Annotated in this window: 23 protein-coding genes, 1 pseudogene and 1 other annotated feature; of the genes and pseudogenes, 5 read left to right on the forward strand and 19 right to left on the reverse strand. The window is 43.0% G+C overall.

Annotation, left to right across the window (positions count from 1 at the left end; translation table 11 throughout):
• Positions 1–53: 53 nt before the first annotated feature.
• From F907_RS05215 to F907_RS05185, 7 genes are read right to left on the reverse strand one after another with little or no spacing between them, the layout of a single operon-like run.
• Positions 54–1,007 carry a PDR/VanB family oxidoreductase gene (locus F907_RS05215; RefSeq protein ID WP_016652770.1) on the reverse strand — a complete coding sequence of 318 codons (954 nt, stop codon included), beginning with the start codon at positions 1,005–1,007 and terminating at the stop codon, positions 54–56.
• A 34-nt stretch (positions 1,008–1,041) separates the two neighbouring features.
• Positions 1,042–1,779 carry an SDR family NAD(P)-dependent oxidoreductase gene (locus F907_RS05210; RefSeq protein ID WP_016652771.1) on the reverse strand — a complete coding sequence of 246 codons (738 nt, stop codon included), beginning with the start codon at positions 1,777–1,779 and terminating at the stop codon, positions 1,042–1,044.
• A gap of 9 nt (positions 1,780–1,788) precedes the next feature.
• Positions 1,789–2,274: an aromatic-ring-hydroxylating dioxygenase subunit beta gene (locus F907_RS05205; RefSeq protein ID WP_005238964.1), complete on the reverse strand. Its 486-nt coding sequence runs from the start codon at positions 2,272–2,274 to the stop codon at positions 1,789–1,791.
• A gap of 10 nt (positions 2,275–2,284) precedes the next feature.
• Positions 2,285–3,565 (reverse strand): aromatic ring-hydroxylating oxygenase subunit alpha, encoded by a 1,281-nt coding sequence (locus tag F907_RS05200; protein WP_016652772.1) that lies wholly within the window; start codon positions 3,563–3,565, stop codon positions 2,285–2,287.
• A 30-nt stretch (positions 3,566–3,595) separates the two neighbouring features.
• Positions 3,596–4,123 (reverse strand): nuclear transport factor 2 family protein, encoded by a 528-nt coding sequence (locus F907_RS05195; RefSeq protein WP_016652773.1) that lies wholly within the window; start codon positions 4,121–4,123, stop codon positions 3,596–3,598.
• Positions 4,124–4,164: 41 nt separating this feature from the next.
• The gene (locus F907_RS05190) at positions 4,165–5,301 is read right to left on the reverse strand and encodes an acyl-CoA dehydrogenase family protein (RefSeq protein WP_373866226.1); all 1,137 of its coding nucleotides are present in this window, start codon (positions 5,299–5,301) and stop codon (positions 4,165–4,167) included.
• 52 nt (positions 5,302–5,353) lie between these two features.
• Complete coding sequence (locus F907_RS05185) at positions 5,354–6,466, reverse strand: amidase (protein ID WP_016652775.1); 1,113 nt, start codon at positions 6,464–6,466, stop codon at positions 5,354–5,356.
• A 148-nt stretch (positions 6,467–6,614) separates the two neighbouring features.
• On the opposite strand from F907_RS05185, the gene F907_RS05180 reads away from it, so the two are divergent.
• Positions 6,615–7,082 carry a MarR family winged helix-turn-helix transcriptional regulator gene (locus F907_RS05180; protein WP_010589967.1) on the forward strand — a complete coding sequence of 156 codons (468 nt, stop codon included), beginning with the start codon at positions 6,615–6,617 and terminating at the stop codon, positions 7,080–7,082.
• A gap of 354 nt (positions 7,083–7,436) precedes the next feature.
• Here the strand turns inward: F907_RS05180 and F907_RS05175 are convergent, their stop codons facing one another.
• The 9 genes and pseudogenes from F907_RS05175 to F907_RS05140 all read right to left on the reverse strand — a co-directional run bounded on the left by F907_RS05175 (position 7,437) and on the right by F907_RS05140 (position 14,722).
• Positions 7,437–7,697, reverse strand: a complete 261-nt coding sequence (locus F907_RS05175; protein WP_016652776.1) for a hypothetical protein — start codon at positions 7,695–7,697, stop codon at positions 7,437–7,439.
• A gap of 70 nt (positions 7,698–7,767) precedes the next feature.
• Positions 7,768–8,235 carry a hypothetical protein gene (locus tag F907_RS19270; RefSeq protein WP_016652777.1) on the reverse strand — a complete coding sequence of 156 codons (468 nt, stop codon included), beginning with the start codon at positions 8,233–8,235 and terminating at the stop codon, positions 7,768–7,770.
• On the reverse strand, positions 8,226–8,555 hold the full coding sequence (locus tag F907_RS19400) for an RHS repeat-associated core domain-containing protein (protein WP_308464233.1): 330 nt from the start codon (positions 8,553–8,555) through the stop codon (positions 8,226–8,228). Before F907_RS19400 ends, F907_RS19270 begins: the two co-directional genes overlap by 10 nt.
• Before the next feature lie 220 nt (positions 8,556–8,775).
• Entirely contained in the window at positions 8,776–9,681 is a 906-nt protein-coding gene (locus tag F907_RS05165; RefSeq protein WP_016652778.1) for a 3-hydroxyacyl-CoA dehydrogenase NAD-binding domain-containing protein, read from the reverse strand.
• Between the two features lie 41 nt (positions 9,682–9,722).
• Positions 9,723–10,942, reverse strand: a protein-coding gene (locus F907_RS05160) for an IS3-like element ISAba19 family transposase (RefSeq protein ID WP_087486619.1) whose coding sequence is annotated in 2 segments (ribosomal slippage) — positions 9,723–10,666 and positions 10,666–10,942 — 1,221 coding nt in all. Because the reading frame shifts where the segments join, the coding sequence is not laid out codon by codon here.
• Positions 10,551–10,667: a sequence feature (AL1L pseudoknot), on the reverse strand. It overlaps the preceding gene by 117 nt.
• 48 nt (positions 10,943–10,990) lie before the next feature.
• Positions 10,991–11,086 (reverse strand): annotated as a pseudogene (locus F907_RS18555) (3-hydroxyacyl-CoA dehydrogenase NAD-binding domain-containing protein); the annotation flags it as partial.
• A gap of 1 nt (position 11,087) precedes the next feature.
• On the reverse strand, positions 11,088–12,194 hold the full coding sequence (locus tag F907_RS05150; RefSeq protein ID WP_016652780.1) for an NAD/NADP-dependent octopine/nopaline dehydrogenase family protein: 1,107 nt from the start codon (positions 12,192–12,194) through the stop codon (positions 11,088–11,090).
• A gap of 84 nt (positions 12,195–12,278) precedes the next feature.
• The gene (locus F907_RS05145) at positions 12,279–13,289 is read right to left on the reverse strand and encodes an AraC family transcriptional regulator (protein ID WP_016652781.1); all 1,011 of its coding nucleotides are present in this window, start codon (positions 13,287–13,289) and stop codon (positions 12,279–12,281) included.
• An 89-nt stretch (positions 13,290–13,378) separates the two neighbouring features.
• Positions 13,379–14,722, reverse strand: a complete 1,344-nt coding sequence (locus F907_RS05140; RefSeq protein ID WP_016652782.1) for a spinster family MFS transporter — start codon at positions 14,720–14,722, stop codon at positions 13,379–13,381.
• A 368-nt stretch (positions 14,723–15,090) separates the two neighbouring features.
• On the opposite strand from F907_RS05140, the gene F907_RS05135 reads away from it, so the two are divergent.
• Positions 15,091–15,483, forward strand: a complete 393-nt coding sequence (locus tag F907_RS05135; RefSeq protein ID WP_016652783.1) for a DUF4440 domain-containing protein — start codon at positions 15,091–15,093, stop codon at positions 15,481–15,483.
• A 68-nt stretch (positions 15,484–15,551) separates the two neighbouring features.
• On the opposite strand, the gene F907_RS05130 is transcribed toward F907_RS05135, so the two are convergent.
• Entirely contained in the window at positions 15,552–16,403 is an 852-nt protein-coding gene (locus tag F907_RS05130) for a LysR family transcriptional regulator (protein ID WP_016652784.1), read from the reverse strand.
• Positions 16,404–16,524: 121 nt separating this feature from the next.
• Here F907_RS05130 and F907_RS05125 point away from each other — a divergent pair, with 121 nt between their 5' ends.
• Together F907_RS05125 and F907_RS05120 are read left to right on the forward strand one after the other, a co-directional pair.
• Positions 16,525–17,229, forward strand: a complete 705-nt coding sequence (locus F907_RS05125) for an FMN-dependent NADH-azoreductase (RefSeq protein ID WP_016652785.1) — start codon at positions 16,525–16,527, stop codon at positions 17,227–17,229.
• 327 nt (positions 17,230–17,556) lie between these two features.
• Positions 17,557–17,916 (forward strand): C1 domain-containing protein, encoded by a 360-nt coding sequence (locus F907_RS05120; protein ID WP_005273589.1) that lies wholly within the window; start codon positions 17,557–17,559, stop codon positions 17,914–17,916.
• A 316-nt stretch (positions 17,917–18,232) separates the two neighbouring features.
• Here the strand turns inward: F907_RS05120 and F907_RS05115 are convergent, their stop codons facing one another.
• Positions 18,233–19,606: a PQQ-dependent sugar dehydrogenase gene (locus F907_RS05115; protein WP_032862283.1), complete on the reverse strand. Its 1,374-nt coding sequence runs from the start codon at positions 19,604–19,606 to the stop codon at positions 18,233–18,235.
• A gap of 169 nt (positions 19,607–19,775) precedes the next feature.
• Here F907_RS05115 and F907_RS05110 point away from each other — a divergent pair, with 169 nt between their 5' ends.
• Positions 19,776–20,300, forward strand: coding sequence for a GNAT family N-acetyltransferase (locus F907_RS05110; protein WP_032862285.1), 525 nt, complete (start codon positions 19,776–19,778; stop codon positions 20,298–20,300).
• Between the two features lie 52 nt (positions 20,301–20,352).
• Here the strand turns inward: F907_RS05110 and F907_RS05105 are convergent, their stop codons facing one another.
• Positions 20,353–21,384, reverse strand: coding sequence for a LysR family transcriptional regulator (locus tag F907_RS05105; RefSeq protein ID WP_016652788.1), 1,032 nt, complete (start codon positions 21,382–21,384; stop codon positions 20,353–20,355).
• Positions 21,385–21,416 lie beyond the last annotated feature (32 nt).

Consider the following 21,416-nt stretch of genomic DNA (forward strand, 5'->3'; position numbering starts at 1 on the left):
TTTTATCCTGTTTCTGGCCGATATTGGATAGCGATTTATCCTGATTAAATCGCTTAAATATCCAGTACCAATCGTGCTGACTTAGAACGTGAACAGCACACCAATATCTGCTCATTACTGGCTTTTTCTTCATCGGTAAAATACACATCACGATGATCAGGTTCGCCTTCGATCACATCGCACATACAGGTACCGCAAACGCCTTGTTCACAGGACATTTCAATCTCAATGCCTTCACGTGCCAACGCCTGTAAAATGGTTTCTTCGACATCAACCAAAATGATCTTGCCACTTTGCTGAGCCACCACCTCAAAAGCATCGCCGCCAGTTTCCACCTCAACCTGAAAATATTCCTTATGAATCTGCTGTTCAGAGAAGTTCTGTGTCAGGGCTAAATTGATCACCCAATCCATAAAACCATTGGGGCCACAGGTATAAATATGGCTGTCTGGATCAATGTCCTGGATGGCGGATTGGAAAAACTCGCGGTGACTGGCCCCTTCCGATTTAAAATGGAAAGTGGTGAAAGGCGCTAAGATGCCATGTTTAATTTCATCGACAAAAGCACAACGTTCTGGACTTGCACCGCAGTAATGCAGTTCAAAAGAAGCCCCTTCCTGCGCCAATTGATAGGCCATGCTAATCAGTGGAGTAATCCCGATCCCCCCACCTACTAATACCGCATGTTTGGATTTGACCAGTGGAAACAGATTTTTCGGTTCGCTGACCTGAATCTGCATGCCATCTTTTAAATCATCAAATGCCGACACTGAACCACCACGTGATTCAGGATCGCGTAAAATCCCAAGTCGGAACGTCCCGACATCATTTGGGTTCTGACACAATGAGTACTGCCGCACCATGCCATTGGGCAGGTGCACGTCGATATGCGCACCTGCTTCAATTTTGGGTAATACGGTCGAATTTGCAGATTCAAACTCCATGACTGCAACATTCCCACCTTCGATATGACGGTTTTTTACCACCACATTATAAAGTATCGTCATGATTTCTCTCCCTGATATGCATCTCGCCGAAGGCTTAACGCATAAATAATCCACCGTTAATATCCCATGTTGCCCCAGTCACGAAAGCTGCACTTGGGCTGGCCAATAGCGCACAGGTTTCCGCAATAAATTCCATGCTGCCTAATGCTTTGACGGGGATATTTTGAATAAATTGCGCCATTTTCTCGTCAGAGACCACGCTATGTACAATCGATGATTCCATCGGTCCTGGGGCAATCGCATTCACCGTCACGCCTTTGGCTGCAAACTCCTTGGCAAAGATTTTGGTCAGGGTAATAATTGCGCCTTTGGTGGACGCATAATGTGCACCCGTTGCAGTCCCACCATTTTGTCCAGCCAAAGACGCCATATTGACGATACGGCCATAGCCTTGATCGGCCATATATTTGCCAATAATCTGGCAAGACTGGAACGTGCCACGCTGATTCACTTGCGTGATCATGTCAAAATCCGCAGCACTAATCTCTAAAACAGGGGTTGCCTTGGTCATGGTGGCATTGTTAATCAACACATCCAGTTTTGAGAATGTCTGCTGAATCCACTGCACTGCAGCATGAAAATCGGCTTCAACCGAAATATCTAGTTTTAAAGCAGACATATTCTGTGCATGTGGACTACGTGCTTTGGCCTGCTCAGCCTTTTCCAAAGTACTGGCAGACAGGATCACCTGATGTCCCTGTGCTGCAAAATACTCAGCAATGACATTCCCTAAACCCGAAGCGGCACCTGTGACTAATACAACCTGTTTCATTTTTTGCTCCTAGAGAATGTAGCTGATACCCGCCAAGGTATCGGTTGAGTTAACTAAATTGATAATTTTACGATTGATCTTAAAGCCTTGTTCCGCATCACGAACCAAATGGAAAGTTACATCAGCGGTATAGTGTTTTAGATTTTCTTTACGGAATTCACGCAAGTTCTGTGCACAACGTAGAATGATTTCACCATCTTGATCTTTGACAATACGAATACGCGAAACACTGCGTACCGTATTGGCTTTGGGCGCAGTTGAAATCGCTTCGCCATTTTCCAGACGCTGTACCCGTAACTTACGCATATGATGGTCGTCATAGGCATAGTTCAAATTATTTTCATAATCAGTCAGTTTTGGATCAATCGGAATGATATACACCCCTTTTTCATTCCACAGATCCAGCCAAGTATCATGCTCAGAATGGTCCAGCATATCGGCTTCTGCCCAGATAAAAGCGGTCACTTCATTCAGTAAATTTAAATCGATTTTCATGGCGCTCTCCTTAAGCCGTCATCATCTTTTTCCACTGCTGATAGGCAGCGCGCATCCCCGTTTCGGCACTGACATCGCTCTTTAAGCCATCTTCAGTTTTGACTTCGCCTGGCAAGCCGCGATTGAGCATGATCCACAGATCATTGCCCGCATTGGCACCGTGTTGCACACGCTCCCACGCTTCCGAATCATCTGGCGTACCAAAACCAAATGGGCCTTGGAAATGTTCATGCAGACGCAAGCGATATTGGTTGGCAATTTGTGGACCGCCATCCATCGTAATGACGGAATGGTGAATCTCAGTTTCATTGACGGAAATCGGTTGCATCACACGGAAAAACGCCATTGAACAGGCAATGTTCGGGAACAGATTCAGGTTGAAACCAGAACCACCGACTGCACGGACGATACGACGTACTTCCAGTTCTTCATGTCCTTCATCACGTAAGGCTTGTGCCAAGTCTTCAAAACGTTCCTGAATCGGACGCTCCATTAATTCTTCATCCAGATCAACCAGTTCAGGAATCATCACCATGACACTGTGACCATTGCCGAGGTCTTCGACATAGCCTGGCTGATTTTCAAAGTTAAACAGTTCTTCGGTTTTTTCATCGACTGAACTTAAGAATGACTTGTGTACCAATGGGAAATGATAAGCATCGGTGGTATTTTCCAACTGGATTTTCCAGTTACCTGGAAAGCGGAAACGGTGCTCACCCAAGACTTTAATGGGATAACCCGCGCCTTGTTTCATAAACAAGTCGATCCATTTTTTCGCAGCACCCAAGAAATCATCTAAAGGCTCAATATCCTGTTTAAAGGTGGCGAAAATCATGCCGTTGTATTCTTCTACCCGTAGGCTAATCAATGGAAACTCTGATTTATCCAGACATTCGCCATAGCTTTCAGGTGAAGGCACACCACGTAATGAACCATCTAATGCATAGCTCCAGCCATGATAGGGACAGACAAAACTGTTGGTTTTACCTTTTTTATGTTCACACACTGTTGCCGCACGATGGCGACAACGATTCAACAAGACATGCACTTTCTTCTTGCGATCACGTACCACCACCACAGGTTGCTTACCAATATTGATGGTTTTATAGCTGCCTGCATCTGGGATTTCACTGGCATGTGCCACCCACACCCATGTGCTGTAATAAATCTTTTCCATCTCATCTTCAAAGATTTTTTCATCTTTATACAGTGAGGTATGCGCACGATCACTTTGCACTAAGCTACTGTAATCCATCTCAATATTCTGCATTGGAATAATACTGCTGTTCATATCCACGATCCTTTTCGGTCTATCCATTGGTTATTGCTGAGACGGCACTGGCAATACGGCTGTGCTGTCCCAGTGAGATACAGGGCGACTAAAAATATTTTCAGTCTGAAAATGTTTGATCTTCCAACGTCCATCCTGTTGCTGTTTAAACTGCACTGTGAGTTTGGCGGCATTTAAATGGCTACGCCCATCACGGAAAGTTGAGGTCTGCAACATCATCCAACTGGCATTGGCTTGATCGGCTTCGATATACATTTGTTCTGAACTGACAAAATGCGCATTCATGACAAAATGTGATTGCTGTTGGGTATAACTTTTGAACATGTCATAAATGGCTTGCCAAGACGCATAACGGCCAAAAGACTGGGCATATTTCTTGCCAATGCCTTCCCAAATGCTGTCTTGATCAAATAAATCCATCAATTCATTCAGGTCGGTATCAGCATTCAAGGCATCACAAATTTCCATATAACGATTGATGCAGTTACGGATCGCATTTTGAGCTTCAAGCTGTTGCAAGCGTTGTAACAGTTCCGTTATATCCATTGGCGCATTCATGTCATTCATCCTTGTTGCCGCACGAGTTGATAAAATCTGGCTTATAAATAACCGGGTGCCGGCTTCATACCGAAGCTGACCAGTCCAGCATTTTGCAAAGTGGCATCGCCCATAAAGGCATGCTGGGTCACTACATTGGTATCATTCACAAAACGGCTAAACGGGTTTTGGGTATAAATCGCGGTCATCCCTGCCAACATCTGGATTTTACGGGTGACACGTGCACAAACCCGTGCCACATGGGTACAAGACAAACGCATATCACTGATCTGTTCTGCTGTTGGCGTACGTCCTGCCAGTACTTCATTCCAGACGATCTGCATGGTGTCATAGAACCAGACACGAGCAGCCTTAAACTCGGCTTCAGCTTGGGCAAATTCATATTGGGTCACTGGACGGTTGGCAATTTCCGCGCCACCCGTAATTGAAGACTTGCCCGGTGCCAGTTTTTGAAATTCCTCGATCGCTGCGGCTGCGACACCAATCCCCACCACAGTTAAGACCTGAGTTGCTAAAGACAGTGATGGGTATTTAAAAAATGGCTCAGGCAGTTTTGAAGGTTCACCACGAACAAAAGTCCATTCCTTCGCTACCAGCACCTCTTTCACCACCAGATCATGACTGCCTGTACCCTTCAGACCAACCGTATCCCAAGTCATATCAATCTGTGCTTTATTGGCTGGCATCACCGCCATGCGCGGCAAGCCTTGGGCTTCATTGTCTTTTTGCGGGGAAATCCCGACACCGACAATATCTGCACCCATACAGCCACTGGAAAATTTCCAGCGTCCGCTCACCACCACGCCATCATCAGTAATTTCGGCAGGTTGTGGTGGGAAAATCCCGCCTGCAAACACGATGTCTGGACTGTCTTTATACAGTTGCGCAAGCGTTGCTTCTGGCAAACTGCCTAAATAGGCTGGACTCATACCAAAACTTGCGACCCAACCCACGGAACCATCAGCTTTGGACAGTTGCTCGATCAATTCACAAAACTGTTTCGGTGACCATTCATTGCCACCAAAACGCTTAGGTACCAAAGCTCGATAGACGCCAACCTGTTTCAGCTTTTCAATCATGTCTTGACTGACATATGCTTGGTTATCGAACTCTCCCGTACAGGCACGTTCACGAATTTCCTGACATAAGCTCTCTAAGTCGATTGTGTTGCTGTCCATTACACATTCCTTTATCGCTAAATGATTCATTCCCTAATTCCTTGTCATTTATTTATTGCGCTGCACTCACGATATATGTCGCAACAGCACACAGATATTCATCGGCATTGTGTTTTGCCACGATTTGTAAACCCACAGGTAAACCTTCATTGGTTTGCAGTGGGATTGAAATCGCAGGGTGTCCAGAAAGATTAAAAGGCCGAACCAGACCGGTGAGATTTAAAAAAGCCACCGTATTTTCAGCCTCTGCGACCTTAGGCGGTAACTGCGGTAAAGTCGGTAAAATCAAAGCGTCGTATTGATCGAGCAAGGCATCAATCTCAGCAGTGAAACTTGCTTTTACCTGCTCAGCCTGCTCGACTTGCGCCAAAGTGGTAGCAGCGGCCTTGAGTAAACGGGCATTAACATCTGTGCCAAGTAAGCCTGTTTGGGTTAACTCGCCATAGGCCTGCCAGTTTTCGTAATTGATGATCTGCATGCCTGCATCAAACGCAGCGTCAAAACCTTTAACCGTCACATGGGTGGGTTGTAAATCAGCCTGAGCAAGATAGTGTTGGATGCACTTAGCCACAGTAGAATCCGCTTGCACATCCAGCCAAGCCAGTTTCGGTGCCTGAGTCAATGCGGCATGTTGCTGGAACGTTGGATCGATGATCTGCATTGCGGTTTCAATCATCTCGATTGAATTTGCAAAAGGACCAACACAGTCAAGTGAACTGGTTGCTGGGTGTACGCCTGCACGGCTGACACGCCCAAAGGTCGGCTTTAAACCGTAAATACCACAACAGGCTGCGGGCATACGAATAGAACCACCGGTATCGGTGCCTAATGTGAAATCCGCCAGACCTGCTGCAACTGCCGCTGCCGAACCACTCGAAGAACCACCCGGAATCAGTTCCGGATATTTCGGATTCGTGGCCGTACCAAACACATGGTTAATGCCTGTGATGCCAAAAGCCAGTTCATGCAGATTGGTCTTGGCGGTAATTTGGCAATCCGCAGCGAGAATTCGATCCACCACGTCCGCATTTGTGCTTGCAGGTTGGCTTTGCATCAAAGCTTTACTGCCTGCCATGGTCTGCATGCCTTGAATATCGATAGAATCCTTGACCATGACTTTCAAAGCACCTGCACCTTTTTGTACCTCTTGTACAATAATATTCATTCACTTTTCCATGTATTTTTATACTTAATATAAATATCGGAAAAAGTAATGTAATTGTCAAGTATTTTTAGATACGAAGAATCAAGAAAATGTTTCTAATTTTTGTATAATGCTGAATGTCCATTTTTATAAAAGTAATGACTTGGCTATGCTTACTCATTTAGAACAATTTCTACCCAACAATGAACCGAGCAGCTTACAAAGCTATCCTTTTTTCTGGATCTCGCAAGTGAATGGGAAATACACGCAGCTTATTGAAAAATCAATTAAAAAATTAGGCATCGACAATACTCGTCGTAAAATTATTTTAAGTACCAATGCGCTGCAACAAGCCAGTATTACCGAGATTGCCAACCTCTCTACCCTCAAGCTGACCACGGCAACCAAAGCCATTTATCGTCTGGTTGAAGATGATATCGTGCAGGTGTTCTCCTCAGAGTCAGATGAACGCATCTCAATGGTGAAACTCACTGACAAAGGTAAAGAGATGGTTGAGCAAATTAACCAGATCAGTCAGGTGACCTTATCTGGGATTCTGAATGCCTTTGACGATGCTGAACTGCACCAGCTCAACGGTCAATTGAAAAAGCTATTTGATTTAATGCCCTCAAGTTAAGGCAACAACAAAAGCCCATGTCTATGCAGAGATGGGCAAAACTTCGGATCGAGCCGGTTGCTGATTTAAAATATTGGCTTTAAGGAAGAAGTAACAGTGAACGAAGAAGTTATCGAGAGAATCTCAACCACACAGCATTCAGTCTCATCACAAGTAATCAAAGCTCAACAGAATTTGCTCGAAACAACTGAATTCTTGAAGCGGATATCATCCAAAAAGAACGGAAAAAGGAAATGCAACAGCCCCAACCTAAGCAGGATCGGGGTATAAATTTTGGCTGGTAATTATGTATGGCTATCGCCCTGTGTTCAGATCATATAAGAAAATACCAGATTCGGTTTGAGCCAGTAAATGCTATTTTATAATTTCTCTGACTTTTTCACAGTCTGTTTCATATCCGTTAAGGGGTAAACTATTTAGCATCGTTTCAAACTGTTTCTTTTTCTGTTGATCATTTGAGTTGATCATTGATTTTGATTGATTAGAAAGAGAAGCTAGTGCTTCTGAATAACATAAATTCAAGCCGAAAGAATTGAATATACTTCCTAAATAGGCTGCCATAATAATCAAAAAAAGAAAAATAGTTGCAAATAAAAAAACTCTTAAATACTTCATATTTATAAACCTTATCTTAAAAATCCGAATAGAACCTGTAAAAAAGTCATTGTAAATATAAATGATAATTTCATGGATTAAACTCCAGTAGGCTATTTGGAGTTTTACTACCTTGAGGAATATCTATTGATTTTGCTCTATTCCGCCACATAATAATTTCAGTATCAATAGGAAAAGGCGAAATTGAAGGGATTAGTGCTGATCTGACATTACCTTTATCTAATGCCTTTTGAGTCCTCGTTGCACATGTGTCTTTAAGTGCATTTATTGGATCCTTTAATGGATTAGGTAATTTACTTGGATCATATTTTAATAATTCTTTAATCATCTCAGCTTCTTGCTGTGGTGTTGTATTTAAAATATAAATTGTTGAATTTCTATAAGATGATTGTTTTGAAATGTAGTCAGTGAAGCTCTCTCTATAATTATTTTGAGTCCCTGAACTAAATATCCCCTGCCCAGTAAAGCCAATAGCAACATGACCAAATGGATTTGAACCAGTAGCATGTCCAACTACTACAGCCGTTCTTAACCCCATAGGATCCACATTATTAATCGGATTATTACCCGATATGCATAGGTATTTAAACCGCCAGCCAGCCCAATCGGATCACTTTGAGTGTATCGCCCTATGTTTGGATCATAGTAACGATTCCAGTTGTACCATAGCGAACTTTCCTCATCAAAATATTGGCCTGGGAAGCCGAGGTTGAACGCACCTATCGTCTCATTGGTTATGGTTCGCCCGAAACTATTATTTTGGGCTTTCCATACGATGGCTTGATATGGATTTGTGATGAATTCAGCACGACCGAGATGGTCATTGTGAATAAAATTCACTGTACTATTTCTAACCACACCGACAGGTTCACCGTTAAACCAAATATAGACACTGCCAAGACTACCAACTTGCCATGTTTCTGCTATTAAACGATGGAGTTGCAGTCACAGTAATTGTTGGTAATGTACCTGAGTTGAAAGACCTTTTACCCGCTTCACAGGCCCCCATAGTGATAGAACTGCTGCACATACCGACAATAATTTTTTTAGGATATAAGATTGGGACAAGGGAAGATCTCTAGGTATTCCGCAGAGCCAAAATATTAAACGGAGGTTTAAGCTGATTTACAGCAATCCGATCTGAAAAGGTCTGCAAAACCTGTTGCTTATAAGCAGCGATATCAACTTGCTGATAATTATAAAAACCCTGCTTTTCACGCAAGCCATTGCGTTGCTGTCGCATATTCTCGGCAATAATTTCAGGGGTTCGATAACGTTCGCCTAACTCTTTTTGTAAATATTGCGAGGCATAGTACAGGATATCGCCACCACCCCAATCAATAAATTCCAGTAAGCCCAATACCGAAAAGCGCAAACCAAAACCTGTCCGAATCGCGATATCAATATCCTCAGCCGAGGCTACACCTTCTTCCACCATCCGTGCCGCTTCGTTCATTGCCAAGGCCTGAATCCGTGGCACGATATAGCCCGCTTTGGCATGACACACCACAGGGACTTTCCCGATCAACTGTAAAAAGCTTTTCAGTTGCGCAACCACGCGCTCTGAAGTTTGCTCAGAACGACTTAATTCCACCAGTGGAATGAGATAGGCAGGATTGAGCCAGTGCGCATTCAACACCCGTTCTGGATGAGAAATCATGTGCGCAATATCCGTAACCAGAAAAGTAGAGGTGGTCGATGCCACAATACAGCGAGATGAAATGAATTGATCCAGCCAAGCAAATACGCCCTGTTTGACTGGTTTCACTTCTGGGACGGCTTCCATTACAAGCTCACAGCCCGCTAAGCGCTGTACAGAGCCAGCCCGACTCAGAATCGTAATCTGATCCAGAATAAAAAGCTGTTGTTCAGGCTGAATAAATTGAATCTGTTCAAGTAACCCTAACTCCTGCTGCAAATCAGCTTGAATCTGGCTCTGATATTGCCCGAACTCAACTTCACTGCGCTCTCTGGCATCAATCAAATTGAACCGTACCGGGTTTGTCGGAGACTTTTTTATTTAAGTTAAGCCACCTGACCTAACGGGTTAATCTTATCATAGTACATTGCTTCAAACTCAAAAGGCGATACATAACCCAGTGCACTGTGTACACGCTTTTTATTGAACCAATCTACCCAGTTTAGTGTCGCAAGTTGTACATCTGCTAAACCTTGCCAATCTGCTTTTAAATATTCAATCACCTCTGTTTTGTATAAGCCATTCACCGTTTCAGCCAGAGCATTATCGTATGAATCACCCGTTGTACCGACTGATGCTCGTAAATTTGCTGCTTCTAAACGATTGGTATAGCGAATGGAAAGATATTGCACACCTCTGTCGGAATGATGAATCACATTCTTTGGCATGCCTCGATCATGCAATGCTTGCTCTAATGCATCAAGCACCATATCTGTATTCATCCGTGTAGATACTTTCCATCCAACAATTGCTCGTGAGAACACATCAATAACAAATGCGGTATATACCCAGCCTGAATGAGTTTGAATATACGTAAAGTCACCCACCCATAGTTGGTTTGGATGATCAGCATTAAAATTACGTTTCACTAAATCATCTGCCCGTTTTTGGTCATCTCGGTTACGGGTGGTTTGTTTATTCTTACCACGCCAAACACCTTGTATACCTAGCTTTTGCATCAATCGAGCAACTGTACAACGTGCAATAACATAACCCTCACGTTTCAATTTTTGCCAAACTTTACGTACACCATATCGACCTGAACTTTCTTTCCAAATTCGTTTAATTTGTTCAGCATGATACTCATCATGTAGATCTCGTTTCGCTCGATGTTCTGGATTGTCAGTGAGATCTAAAGTTCGGTAATAGGTTGAAGGTGCAATCGGTAAAATTCTACAAATCGCTTCAACACCATATCGATCTTTATTGTTATGGATAAAATCCACCATTATTTGTGTGGGCGGTCGAGCTCCGCCTGGGCGAAAAAAGCGGCTGCTTTACGTAGAATTTCATTGGCACGTTTTAATTCTTTAATTTCACGTTCCATTTGCTTCATTTTTTCTTGGTCAGATATCTGTTGTACTTTGGCAGGATTTAGTTGATCCAGATGCTTTAAATACCAAACACGCAATGTTTCAGGAGTACAACCGATTTTAGGAGCAATAGCTGTGATTGCTGCCCAAGTAGAAGGATAATCTTTTTCAGATTCAATTAGTAATTGAACCGCTCTTTCTCTAATTTCGGGGGTATAGTTTGGTTTTGTCATCGGGATAGTCTCTCAGAATATTGACTCTCCGACAAACCCGGTACGGTTCAAATCAACTTTCAGTCCTGCATAGGCAAAGGCTATCGCAATCGCTTTGCCCATTCGCCCAGCACCCAATACCGCAACCTGTTTAATTGTGCTCATCCTAGACCCCTTGCTGCAAAATCACGTGCAACTCGGCTTTGCTTTTATTGGCAAGCCCTAGACTTTCAAAAGTCCGACCCTGCTGATATAAGTCTTTGTCAGTCACCGCAGAAGCAATATTTAATAATCCTTCCGCTACAGGGGTCGCGACACCCACCCAGCGCCCGACCGAAACCAGAAAGGATAGACCCAGTCGAGTATCTTCCAGCATATAACGATGTGTCTGTAAGTTGATGTCCTCACGCCAGTCACCACTATCAGTTAATTTGCCATGTGCACCGCGTCCATACATCCATTCCTCACCTTCACCTTCTTTGTTGTAGTGATCGGCTAAAGGGAAATGCGGTGCAGCATAGCCAAGTGCTTCCCGAACTTGCATACGTTCTGAATCCAACTGATTGGTGACACGGCGGATTGAGGGCTGTGTACCCTCATGATGAATATCCCAAGCTTCAAAATGCTCTAGCGGTCCAGCATTCATTAGAATCAACGGTGGATGAATAATTGGCCCTGCATTCATCAAAGCACCGCTGAGGCTGTCTTCAATCGGTTCTACACTTGGATAAGCCTGTTTGATAACTTGAAATGCATGTTCAGACAAGGCACTTGGAAAAACCCCTGTCGGTAAACGGGTCGCATAACCACTGACCACAATCTGATTGACCCCATGCTTACGCACCAAATAAGGTAAGGTTCCAGTTTCGGCAAAAGCCATTTTGGCATTGTTACCTGCCTCGCGCATGGCTTTGGCAAAGATAAAGCTGCCAAAGGTTGCAGGTGGTAAATACACCACTTGCCCTGCTTGAAAAAACGGCGCCGCCTGCTTGGCCAAGTCCTGATGCGTGGTGGCAGGCAAAGGAATAATGACCAGCTCCGCATGCTGAATGGCTTTTTCTAAATGATCTGATAGCTTGATCTGGCTGTTTTCAAAGCCAACACTCACTGAGCGCTCACCCTGATAATCTTTGATCTTGAGTTCACCTGTTGCAGCTAATTGTTGCAAGGCTTCACGGTCACGACGCCATAACACCACGTCGTGACCTTTTTCTGCCATTTCGACTGCTGCGGCATAACATCCGTGCCCACCACCGAGTACTGTAATTTTCATGTGCGTTCCTGCTGATTGATTTTCAATTCAGCATAAAAGAGACCACAGCTTGTAGCTTATCCAAATACGCAAGCATTATTCCATTTACGCACGCATTTGGCTGACTGGCACAGCATCTTTTTTTAGGGTGTACGATGGCAAGCAACCAAAGCGCTTTTTATACAGCGTCGAGAAATGCCCAAAACTTTGGATACCATGATCCAGTAAAATATCGGTGACCGTTTCATGAGATGATGCGTGCTGCAAAGCCAAATGTACCCGTTCCAAGCGCTGCTCACGGATATATTCCACTGGGGTTTGCTGTAAATACTGACTAAAGCCTTTTTGCAAAGTTCGTACCGACACATCGCAATACTGACCTAGGTCAGACAATGAAATGGCCTGTTGTACATGTTCCCGAATATATTGCTGTGCCTTTTGAAGATAACTTGGTAGCAGTTGTTGCCGCTGTGCATTCAAGCGTTCGGTATAATTATTTGGAATTTTCAGCAAAATGAGCTCAATCAAATACTGGCTAAAACTGGCTGAAATAAAACTCCAGTTCTGAATATGATAATAGGCATGACACAGATAATTCAGCGTTTCAATGATCGCATCCATCCCTTCCGCACTACATGACAAAGATGGATCAAAACGCAGGGGGTCTTGGCTACAATGCCCCAACATGTTAAACAACTGGGTTTCGATATCCTGCTGTGCCAATTTTAAAATAATATTGCGGCAATGCTGATTAGTAATGATCTGCTGTCGCGTATGTGGATGGGTCACTGACATCACCCCAACCGATTGCAGGATTTTGTGCTGATCGAATCCAATCTGGCATTGTCCTTCCAGTGTGATTCGAAATAAATAAAAGTCGGCACCATCTTCAATATTGATCATGACGGGCGCACTATATTTCAAGTCATACAATGCACCACGACCAAAACTAAAACCGTTTAATCGGGTATTTAATGGCTCATGTGTCTCGACATCAAAGCGATGCGGGCAGAGGTAATGACTGATTCGATCTTTAATGGTTTGATAATCATTAGATTTAAATAACAACAACTCATCCAGATAATGCAGATGATCCAATTTCAAAGTTGTTTGCATCATTTCACTCCCTTGTGATGAATCAATCAAAGTAAGCACAAAGCCCATTACAATGAATGGGCCTGTGATCTACTCATTGCAGCATCAAATCAAGATGCATGTTCCTGCTGCATACTGTCACTAAATGCCTGACAGCCTTTTTTCAATAGAATAAAGGCCAGCACACAGGAAATCGTGCCCACAATCGACAGTGACATCCCGACCATGAGTGGATTTTCAAACACCTTATCGGTAATGAGTGCTACTAATGTGGTGCCAATTCCAACGGCAACCAGATTACTGATCAGTAAAAACACTGCAGAGATTTGTGCACGTAACTGGTTCGGTGCCAACATTTGCATAGCCGTGGTTGAAATCGGCATCGGGAATGAAGCAAAGAACATCGCAGGTACGAGGAAAACCACTGATAGCCATAGTTCATTGACTTGAGTAAAGATCATGATTGGTAAAATTAACCCGATAATGCCAATCACACCTGTAATCATCGGCGCATCCTTACGGCCTTTTTGAATAAACCAGTCATTCAGCCAGCCTGCACAAAACACACCCAGAATATTAGCCACCAATAACACGCTACCCAGCATATAACCCGCTTCGGTCGGTGTTAAACCAAACTTACGCATATAGAACGCAGGCGACCAGCTGATCAGGCAATACAACGCCATCGCGTAAAAAGTAAAACCTAAGTAGTGACATTTGAAGGTGCGACCATGTTTTTTAATAAACTTGAAGGCATCCTTCATACTGGTCTTTTCTACTTGCCCCTGTGCATTGAGACGCTGACCTTTACGTTGTGGTTCTCTCACGGTGAGTAAAACCAATAGACCAATAAAGACACCCGGTAGACCCACAATAATAAAGGCCGCTTGCCATGCCTTAAGCGCACCAAAAACCGGAACCATGATGCTATCCATATTTTTCAGTAAGCCAATCACATAACCACCGACCAGAAAAGCAATCCCGCCGCCGACAAAAGAACCAATTGAATACACCGCGACAGCACGCCCAAGCTTATCCTTACTAAACATATCGCTGAACATAGAATAGGCGGCTGGAGATAAAGCAGCTTCACCTACTCCCACTCCCATGCGACTTAAAAACAGTTGGATAAAATTCTTACTCAGACCACAGAATGCTGTTGCAATACTCCAAAACACCACCCCGATGGCAATAATTTTTGGACGTGAAAAACGATCAGCCAAATAAGCCAGAGGTAAGCCCATAAAGGCATAAAACAGTGAGAAAGCCAAACCGTGTAATAAACTAAACTGCGTGTCTGAAAGCCCGAGATCTGCTTTAATTGGCTCAATCATCAGCGCCAGTATTTGCCGATCAATAAATGAAAAGATATAAGCCAGCATGCAGAGCAAAACCACATACCATGCATAGAGATTTGATTGAGCTTGTTTCGGCTCAGTTGAATGCGTATCCATTGTTCTTCCTTGTCCATGCCATTTTTCTAATGCGTCTTCTTATTGGAGACAACATGACCAGAATCCATTTCTGCTCTGTCTTCAACAAGGTAAATCATCCCTCTCTATATTTATTATTTTTACATGTAATTTTCCATAATATTTAAGGTATATAGTCATACCTTTTTTGAGCTATGGTTTTTGGCTATTATTTTCTGGCACTCAAAATACAATTTAAGCCTATGATAAAACAAATATTTCTTATATTATCTCGCTAAACTCAACTTTAGTTCTAGCCATTCAGTAAATAATTTAATTTAAAATTATATTGAATTTTACATTTATTTTTGGTTTAAAATAAACTCAGTATATTCTTAATGGAAATGAATATGGCCCTTGTAAAAGAACAAGCAATCGAAAGCATTCATAGCATGCACGTGCTGATTGAAAACATTTTTAGTGGCAAACATGCTGAACAAGACCTACCCCGACTGATCGCCTATTTTGCTGATCATTTTGAAATGGTCGGTGCGGCAGGCAAGCGTATTTCACTCGAACAAGTAAAAGGCTTATTTGCCAATAATCAGGGCAAAATGCCCGATATCCAGATTGAAATCTATGACGAACAGGTCTTGATGCAAAAGCCCGATACAATTGTTTTGACCTATACAGAAAAGCATACCAAAGCCTCTGGTGTTCTGATTCGACGCTCATGCGCACTCATTGAAGAGATTGATGGCAAAATGCTGTGGAGTTATCTGCAAGAAACCTTCTTGCCATAAAACCACGCCCTGCTTGTCGCAGCTGACTCAATATGACATCCAAACGCCGTACTGAGTCTTCAGCTCGATTATTGATTTAATTTTTGCGCTAGCCATGCAATAAAATCATTCATTTTTTGATGGTGAATATGTTCTTTATTCGGGATGTAATAGCAGAGATCAGATTGAATTGACTGGGTCTGACATTGCTGGATCTGTTGCTGTTTCAGTAATCGGTTCATCAAGGTACTAGAAGCAAATACCCAGCCATTTCCTGCCAATGCCTCCTGAATGCCAAATAGCTCTTGATCAAAGCTTTTCACCACAATCTTCGATAAGGCGATACCATTTTGCCTACACCATTGTTCTAAGGGTGGTGCGGCCAAAGCTTTATTTTTCCAAGCCGTGGTAAAAACAACAAGTGGCGCATCATTCGCGTTTAACAGATCGATCTGCTGTCTGCCGTATAGATTAAATGTTTCGTAGCGAATAATTTCAGACGCTGGAACAGCCGCGATATTGCCCAACCGAATCGATAAATGATAGAGCTGATTGTCTAATGCTTCCCCTGTGGAAACTTCAACCGAAAGCTCTGGACGGTGTTCTGAAAATTCATGCAATGCCGGAATTAAAATCAGTGCTGCCAATGAAGAGGTAGTACTTATGCGAATCGCATGGCTGACCCGCCCCAGCTCATCTACAGCATCCTCAATTGTCCTGAATCCTGCAGAAATTTGCTTTGCTAATCTCTCTCCGACTTCTGTGAGTACAATTTTTCTGACTTCTCTGTGGAATAAATCCACATTGAACCGCGCTTCAAGATTCGCAATATGATGCGAAATTGCTGTCGGTGTCAGAGCAAGTTCTTCAGCCGCCAATTTAAAACTGCCTAAACGGGCAGCTGATTCAAATGCTTTTAATGCTGGTAATGAAACTTGCATTGTTCACTCCCCAAAACATATAGATGAAATAAAATCATCTATAACTGTAATTTACTCGTTTGTCGAGGGTGATTTTTAATTTCAAAATGAGTGCTTGTTTAACGCCTAAAGGTCATTTTAAATGAGCACAATATTACATATCGATGCCAGTATTCGTAACATAACCAATCCAAACCCAAGTCATAATTCTATTTCAAAGAATATTGCCCATCGCTTTATCCAGACTTTGGAAAAACATTCCCTTATAGATGAATATATCTATCGTGATATCGGTATTAATCCACCACCTTTTATTACTCAAGCCTGGATGGGAGCAGTATTTACACCAGAAGAAAAAAGAACCACTGAACAAAAGGAACTCTTAACGCTTTCAGATCAACTGATTGCTGAAATTGTCGTGGCTGACCTGATTGTCATTTCCTCACCGATGTACAACTATGGCATGCCTGCTCAGTTAAAAGCATGGTTTGATCAAATCGCCCGAGTGAATAAGACCTTTGATTTTGATCTTTCGCGGGGCGATTTCCCATTACAACCGCTTTTATCAGGCAAAACGCTGGTCATTATTAGCTCTAGTGGGGAATTCGGTTTTGAAAAAGGTGGGATTAGAGAACAAATGAGTCATCTGATTCCACACCTATATACGCTCAGCAAATATTTAGGTGTAGAAAAAATCTATGAAATTGCAGCTGAATATCAGGAATTTGCCGATGATCGGCATCTAAAGTCCGTAGCAGATGCTTATCTAAAGGCTGAAGAGCTGGCTTTGCAACTCAGCCATTTTTCACATAAAACAGTCGAATTGAAGAAAGCCATTCATACTTAATCTGCTTAATGCTTCCTCATAAGGATTTGATCTTGAAGAATAAGCAATCCCATTCCACCTTATTCTTCTTAACTCAATTAAGCTCAACTACAGCAGACGCTAATGATAGAAAAATTCATCATCTGGATCGCAGAGCAACGCAAAAAGCATTTACATGAACTATAAATACTTATGTCATTGTTCCGCTAAAATCGAAACTGAAAAGCGATGTCTCAAATTTATCTCCTCGAAAGCATCGCTGCTTCCAAAAGCTGATATGGGCTCATGCTTCCGCTTGAGCACAGTCAACTGGGTTACTCAATAAAGAAAGACAGGATAGATCGTTTTATGGAAAAACCAATCGAATGCCCTAAATGTGGTTCGACTGAAATTGAAACACGTAATCATGACAAATTACTGAGAACAACAGGTGGCGTGTTACTGATGGCCGCAGGAACAACAGCTGGGACTGTTGGTGGTGCAGCAAGTGGTGCTTCTGTTGGCGCAGCGATTGGCACCGTTGCTGGTCCTTTAGGTGTAATTGTTGGTGGAACAGTTGGAACCTTTGTCGGTGCGATCAGCGCAGGAATTACTGGTGGTGTTGTGGGTAATATTTTTGGGAAAAAGGCAGGCGTCATGGTCGACAAGAATATTTTTCAGGATTACCGCTGCCTGAAATGTAACTATCGTTTTAAACAAAAAAAATAATCCCCCACTGTTCAATTCAGGTCTGGAAAATACGTTTTTCAGGCCTTTTCCAAAATCTAAGCAAACCATATCTTCCCTAAATCAAAAGCAATCAGAGCACGTAAAATTGATGGTTCAAGCATTCTCGAGAGCAAAAAAAAATCCCAAACTCTTGGGGAAGAGTATGGGACTACGATATTACTATCGTGAATAGTGTTATTTATATCACACATCCAATTAAAAAACATAGAACAAATCACAAAAACAATACATAACTGTCTATCCAACAGTTCAAGAAGAGTAAGCCAAACTCCGTCTAACGCTAGAATTTGAATCTTTAATGTGATTTTAAAGCATTGGTTTTGTGTTCCTGCATCGGGCTTTCATAAGTGGTTTGAGCAATCGGTGATACACGCCAAACCGTATTCCCAACATCATCAGCCACTAAAAGCGCACCCGAAAAATCGATTGCAACACCAACTGGTCGTCCATAGGCTTGTCCTTTGTCACTTAAAAAACCTGTCAACACATCTTGCGGTTCACCATCAGGTTGACCACTTCTAAACGGCACAAAAATCACCTTATAGCCACTATGCGGTTTACGGTTCCATGAACCATGTTGACCAATGAATGCCCCACCTCGATACTGTGGCATCAATTCAGTCGCATAAAATGCTAAACCTAAAGATGCGGTATGATTGCCCAATGCATAGTCAGGTTTAAGTGCGCGAGCCACCCTTTCAGGATTTTGTGGTTTTACCCGTGTATCGATATGCTGTCCATAATAACTATAGGGCCAGCCATAAAATCCACCATCCTTAACTGAAGTCATATAGTCAGGTACTAAGTCATTGCCCAATTCATCACGCTCATTCACAACCGTCCAAAGCTGGCCGCCTTGAGGTTGCCAGCCCATACCATTCGGGTTACGCAAACCTGTAGCAAAAGGTCGAGCTTTAGCTGTCGCAATATCAAACTCCAGAATCTGTGCCCTGCCAACCTCTTTGTCTAATCCGTTCTCAGCCACGTTACTATTTGAACCCACCGAAATATATAGCTTTGTCCCTGCTGGATTTACAATTACATTTTTGGTCCAATGATGATTGAGTTTGCCTGCAGGAAGATCCAAAACTTTTGTGCCCTGCGCCGTAATCTTAGTTACACCATCCTGATAAGGAAAACGCAGGAGTACATCTGTATTCGCCACGTAAAGTGCATTGCCGACCAAAGCCATCCCAAAAGGAGAATTCAAATTCTCCAGAAAGATGCTATTGGTATCTGCAATCCCATCACCATTGGTATCACGCAGTAAACGAATACGATTGGCGCTTGGAAAAGATGCCCCTGCGCGTTGCATCACCTTTTTCGCAATTTTGCCACGAATCCCTTTGCTATCATCAGGCTTAGGCGGTGCATCGGTTTCAGCTACCAACACATCACCATTTGGTAATACATAGAGCCAACGTGGATGATCTAGCCCTTGGGCGTATGCCTGAACTTTTAAACCTTCTGCTGGCGTCGGCATCACACCCTTCGGCCAACCTGCAGCTGGGGCAATATTGACAGTCGGCACTAAACTCGATTGAGGTTCTGGCAATACCGGTTGAGGGCCATAACTTGCTGTAATGGGATACTGAGATGATGCGGTACACCCCGAAAAAGTCAGCACAAGACTTGAAGCTAAAATAGAATAGATAAATCGAATCAACATCATGAATCGCCCTTTATTTTTATCACGCGTACCAGAATAATTCGATGTAAGATAGATAAATAGTAGATTTGCTTAACAGATTGTCTCTTGGGTAAATCAACTATGTTCTGTACCTTCATGTACTCCTCCCAATTTACCATCATCAGATGATAGAGGAAAAAATATCAATATTATTTTAAGGCCACTGCAATATTCTGAAATTGACCTGATCTGGCAACAGATTAGCCGGCGCGAACTGATCACACAAAACTATATAAAGCAGTCTTTGCAATTAGAAGACTGTTTTTATGACGTACAACAATGGGATGATTACCATCTCCAATACGATCCGCCTAAATTAAAACAACTCTATCAGCAAAAAGCCGAATTGATAGGCGCCTTTGATTTAAATGGACAAATGCTGGGGATCTCTGCAGTCTCGAATCAAATCATTCACGACTATCCAGATGCCAAACTATTGCATTACTTTTATGTCGATGCCGATCATCAAGGTCAAGGGATCGGTACACAGTTAATGCAAGCTGCAAAAACATCTGCAAATTGCCTCGGGGCAAAGCAGTTATATATTTCAGCGACACCCAGCAAGAGAACCGTCGATTTTTATATGAAATACGGCGCTCGACTGTTAGACCATCCAGATCAGCAGTTGTGGCAATTGGAGCCCGAAGATATTCATTTACTTTGTGAAATTTAAGCCGAATAAAACTCAATAAATAGCCCCCTATTCATTGAGTTTTCATATTTTATTAAGTCTTTAAGGCACGCGCTTCTGCAATATTATGCTGCTCTACCAACGTCCGAATGGTATATTCATGATTGGTTTTCTGGTCACAGGCAAACTCACATTTTTGATCCAACGGCAATGCACTGCCACCAAGTAGTGGACAGCCTGCAAACAGCTCCGCTACCCAATCAACAAAGACTCTGACTTTTTGAGATAAATGACGACTCTGTAAATACACCACAGAAATCGGCATTGGTGCAGGCGTCCATTTTGGCAACACTTCTTTTAAGGTTCCTGCCTCGAAATGATTGGTCAACATATAACGTGGGCCTTGAATCAAACCAAAGCCTTGCAAGGCCAAGTCGATATAAGCATCGCCATCATTGACCGAAACCTGTCCGTTAACACTAACACTTTGGATCAGGTCATCGACCACAAAATCCCAGTCAAAGTTGCGCCCCGTACGACTGGAAAAGAAATGAATGGCTTGATGATTTTTTTGTAGATCCTCAAGCGTCTTCGGTTCACCATATTTTTCTAAATAGCATGCCGATGCCGCTGTTGCACACTGAAACGTACCAATACGGCGGGCAATTAAGCTCGAGTCCTGTAGTTCTCCCACCCGAATCGCGCAATCTACCGCCTCACCGACCAAGTCCACAGGACGATCATTCATGCCTATGACCAAATCAATATCGGGATAGCGGTTATGAAACTCTCTTAACCTTGGAATTAAAATCAAACGACCAATCGACACAGGCACATCAATGCGTAAACGCCCTCGTGGACCTCGTTCCTCATCATGAAAGGATGCCTCAATATCTTCAACGTCCGCCAGAATTCTCAGGCTACGGTCATAATAGACGGCACCATCTGGCGTTAAACTGAGCTTACGGGTGGTTCGATTCAGTAAGCGAACCTGTAAATGTTTTTCTAAACCCTGAATAGTCGTAGTCACCGAAGCACGCGGTAGTCCCAGACTATCAGCAGCCAAGCTAAAGCTGTTGGTTTCAACCACTTTATTAAAGACTCTCATTGCATGAAATAGATCCACAGGCCCACTCCTGAATTGATGTGTTTTTTCAG

The sequence above is a fragment of the Acinetobacter colistiniresistens genome (assembly GCF_000413935.1).
GTDB lineage: Bacteria > Pseudomonadota > Gammaproteobacteria > Pseudomonadales > Moraxellaceae > Acinetobacter > Acinetobacter colistiniresistens.

Coding starts and splice junctions, on each gene's coding strand:
- F907_RS05215 (WP_016652770.1), bottom strand. CDS start 1,007: ATGACGATACTTTATAATGTGGTGGTAAAAAACCGTCATATCGAAGGT.
- F907_RS05210 (WP_016652771.1), bottom strand. CDS start 1,779: ATGAAACAGGTTGTATTAGTCACAGGTGCCGCTTCGGGTTTAGGGAAT.
- F907_RS05205 (WP_005238964.1), bottom strand. CDS start 2,274: ATGAAAATCGATTTAAATTTACTGAATGAAGTGACCGCTTTTATCTGG.
- F907_RS05200 (WP_016652772.1), bottom strand. CDS start 3,565: ATGAACAGCAGTATTATTCCAATGCAGAATATTGAGATGGATTACAGT.
- F907_RS05195 (WP_016652773.1), bottom strand. CDS start 4,123: ATGAATGCGCCAATGGATATAACGGAACTGTTACAACGCTTGCAACAG.
- F907_RS05190 (WP_373866226.1), bottom strand. CDS start 5,301: ATGGACAGCAACACAATCGACTTAGAGAGCTTATGTCAGGAAATTCGT.
- F907_RS05185 (WP_016652775.1), bottom strand. CDS start 6,466: ATGAATATTATTGTACAAGAGGTACAAAAAGGTGCAGGTGCTTTGAAA.
- F907_RS05180 (WP_010589967.1), top strand. CDS start 6,615: ATGCTTACTCATTTAGAACAATTTCTACCCAACAATGAACCGAGCAGC.
- F907_RS05175 (WP_016652776.1), bottom strand. CDS start 7,697: ATGAAGTATTTAAGAGTTTTTTTATTTGCAACTATTTTTCTTTTTTTG.
- F907_RS19270 (WP_016652777.1), bottom strand. CDS start 8,235: ATGGGGTTAAGAACGGCTGTAGTAGTTGGACATGCTACTGGTTCAAAT.
- F907_RS05150 (WP_016652780.1), bottom strand. CDS start 12,194: ATGAAAATTACAGTACTCGGTGGTGGGCACGGATGTTATGCCGCAGCA.
- F907_RS05145 (WP_016652781.1), bottom strand. CDS start 13,289: ATGCAAACAACTTTGAAATTGGATCATCTGCATTATCTGGATGAGTTG.
- F907_RS05140 (WP_016652782.1), bottom strand. CDS start 14,722: ATGGATACGCATTCAACTGAGCCGAAACAAGCTCAATCAAATCTCTAT.
- F907_RS05135 (WP_016652783.1), top strand. CDS start 15,091: ATGGCCCTTGTAAAAGAACAAGCAATCGAAAGCATTCATAGCATGCAC.
- F907_RS05130 (WP_016652784.1), bottom strand. CDS start 16,403: ATGCAAGTTTCATTACCAGCATTAAAAGCATTTGAATCAGCTGCCCGT.
- F907_RS05125 (WP_016652785.1), top strand. CDS start 16,525: ATGAGCACAATATTACATATCGATGCCAGTATTCGTAACATAACCAAT.
- F907_RS05120 (WP_005273589.1), top strand. CDS start 17,557: ATGGAAAAACCAATCGAATGCCCTAAATGTGGTTCGACTGAAATTGAA.
- F907_RS05115 (WP_032862283.1), bottom strand. CDS start 19,606: ATGTTGATTCGATTTATCTATTCTATTTTAGCTTCAAGTCTTGTGCTG.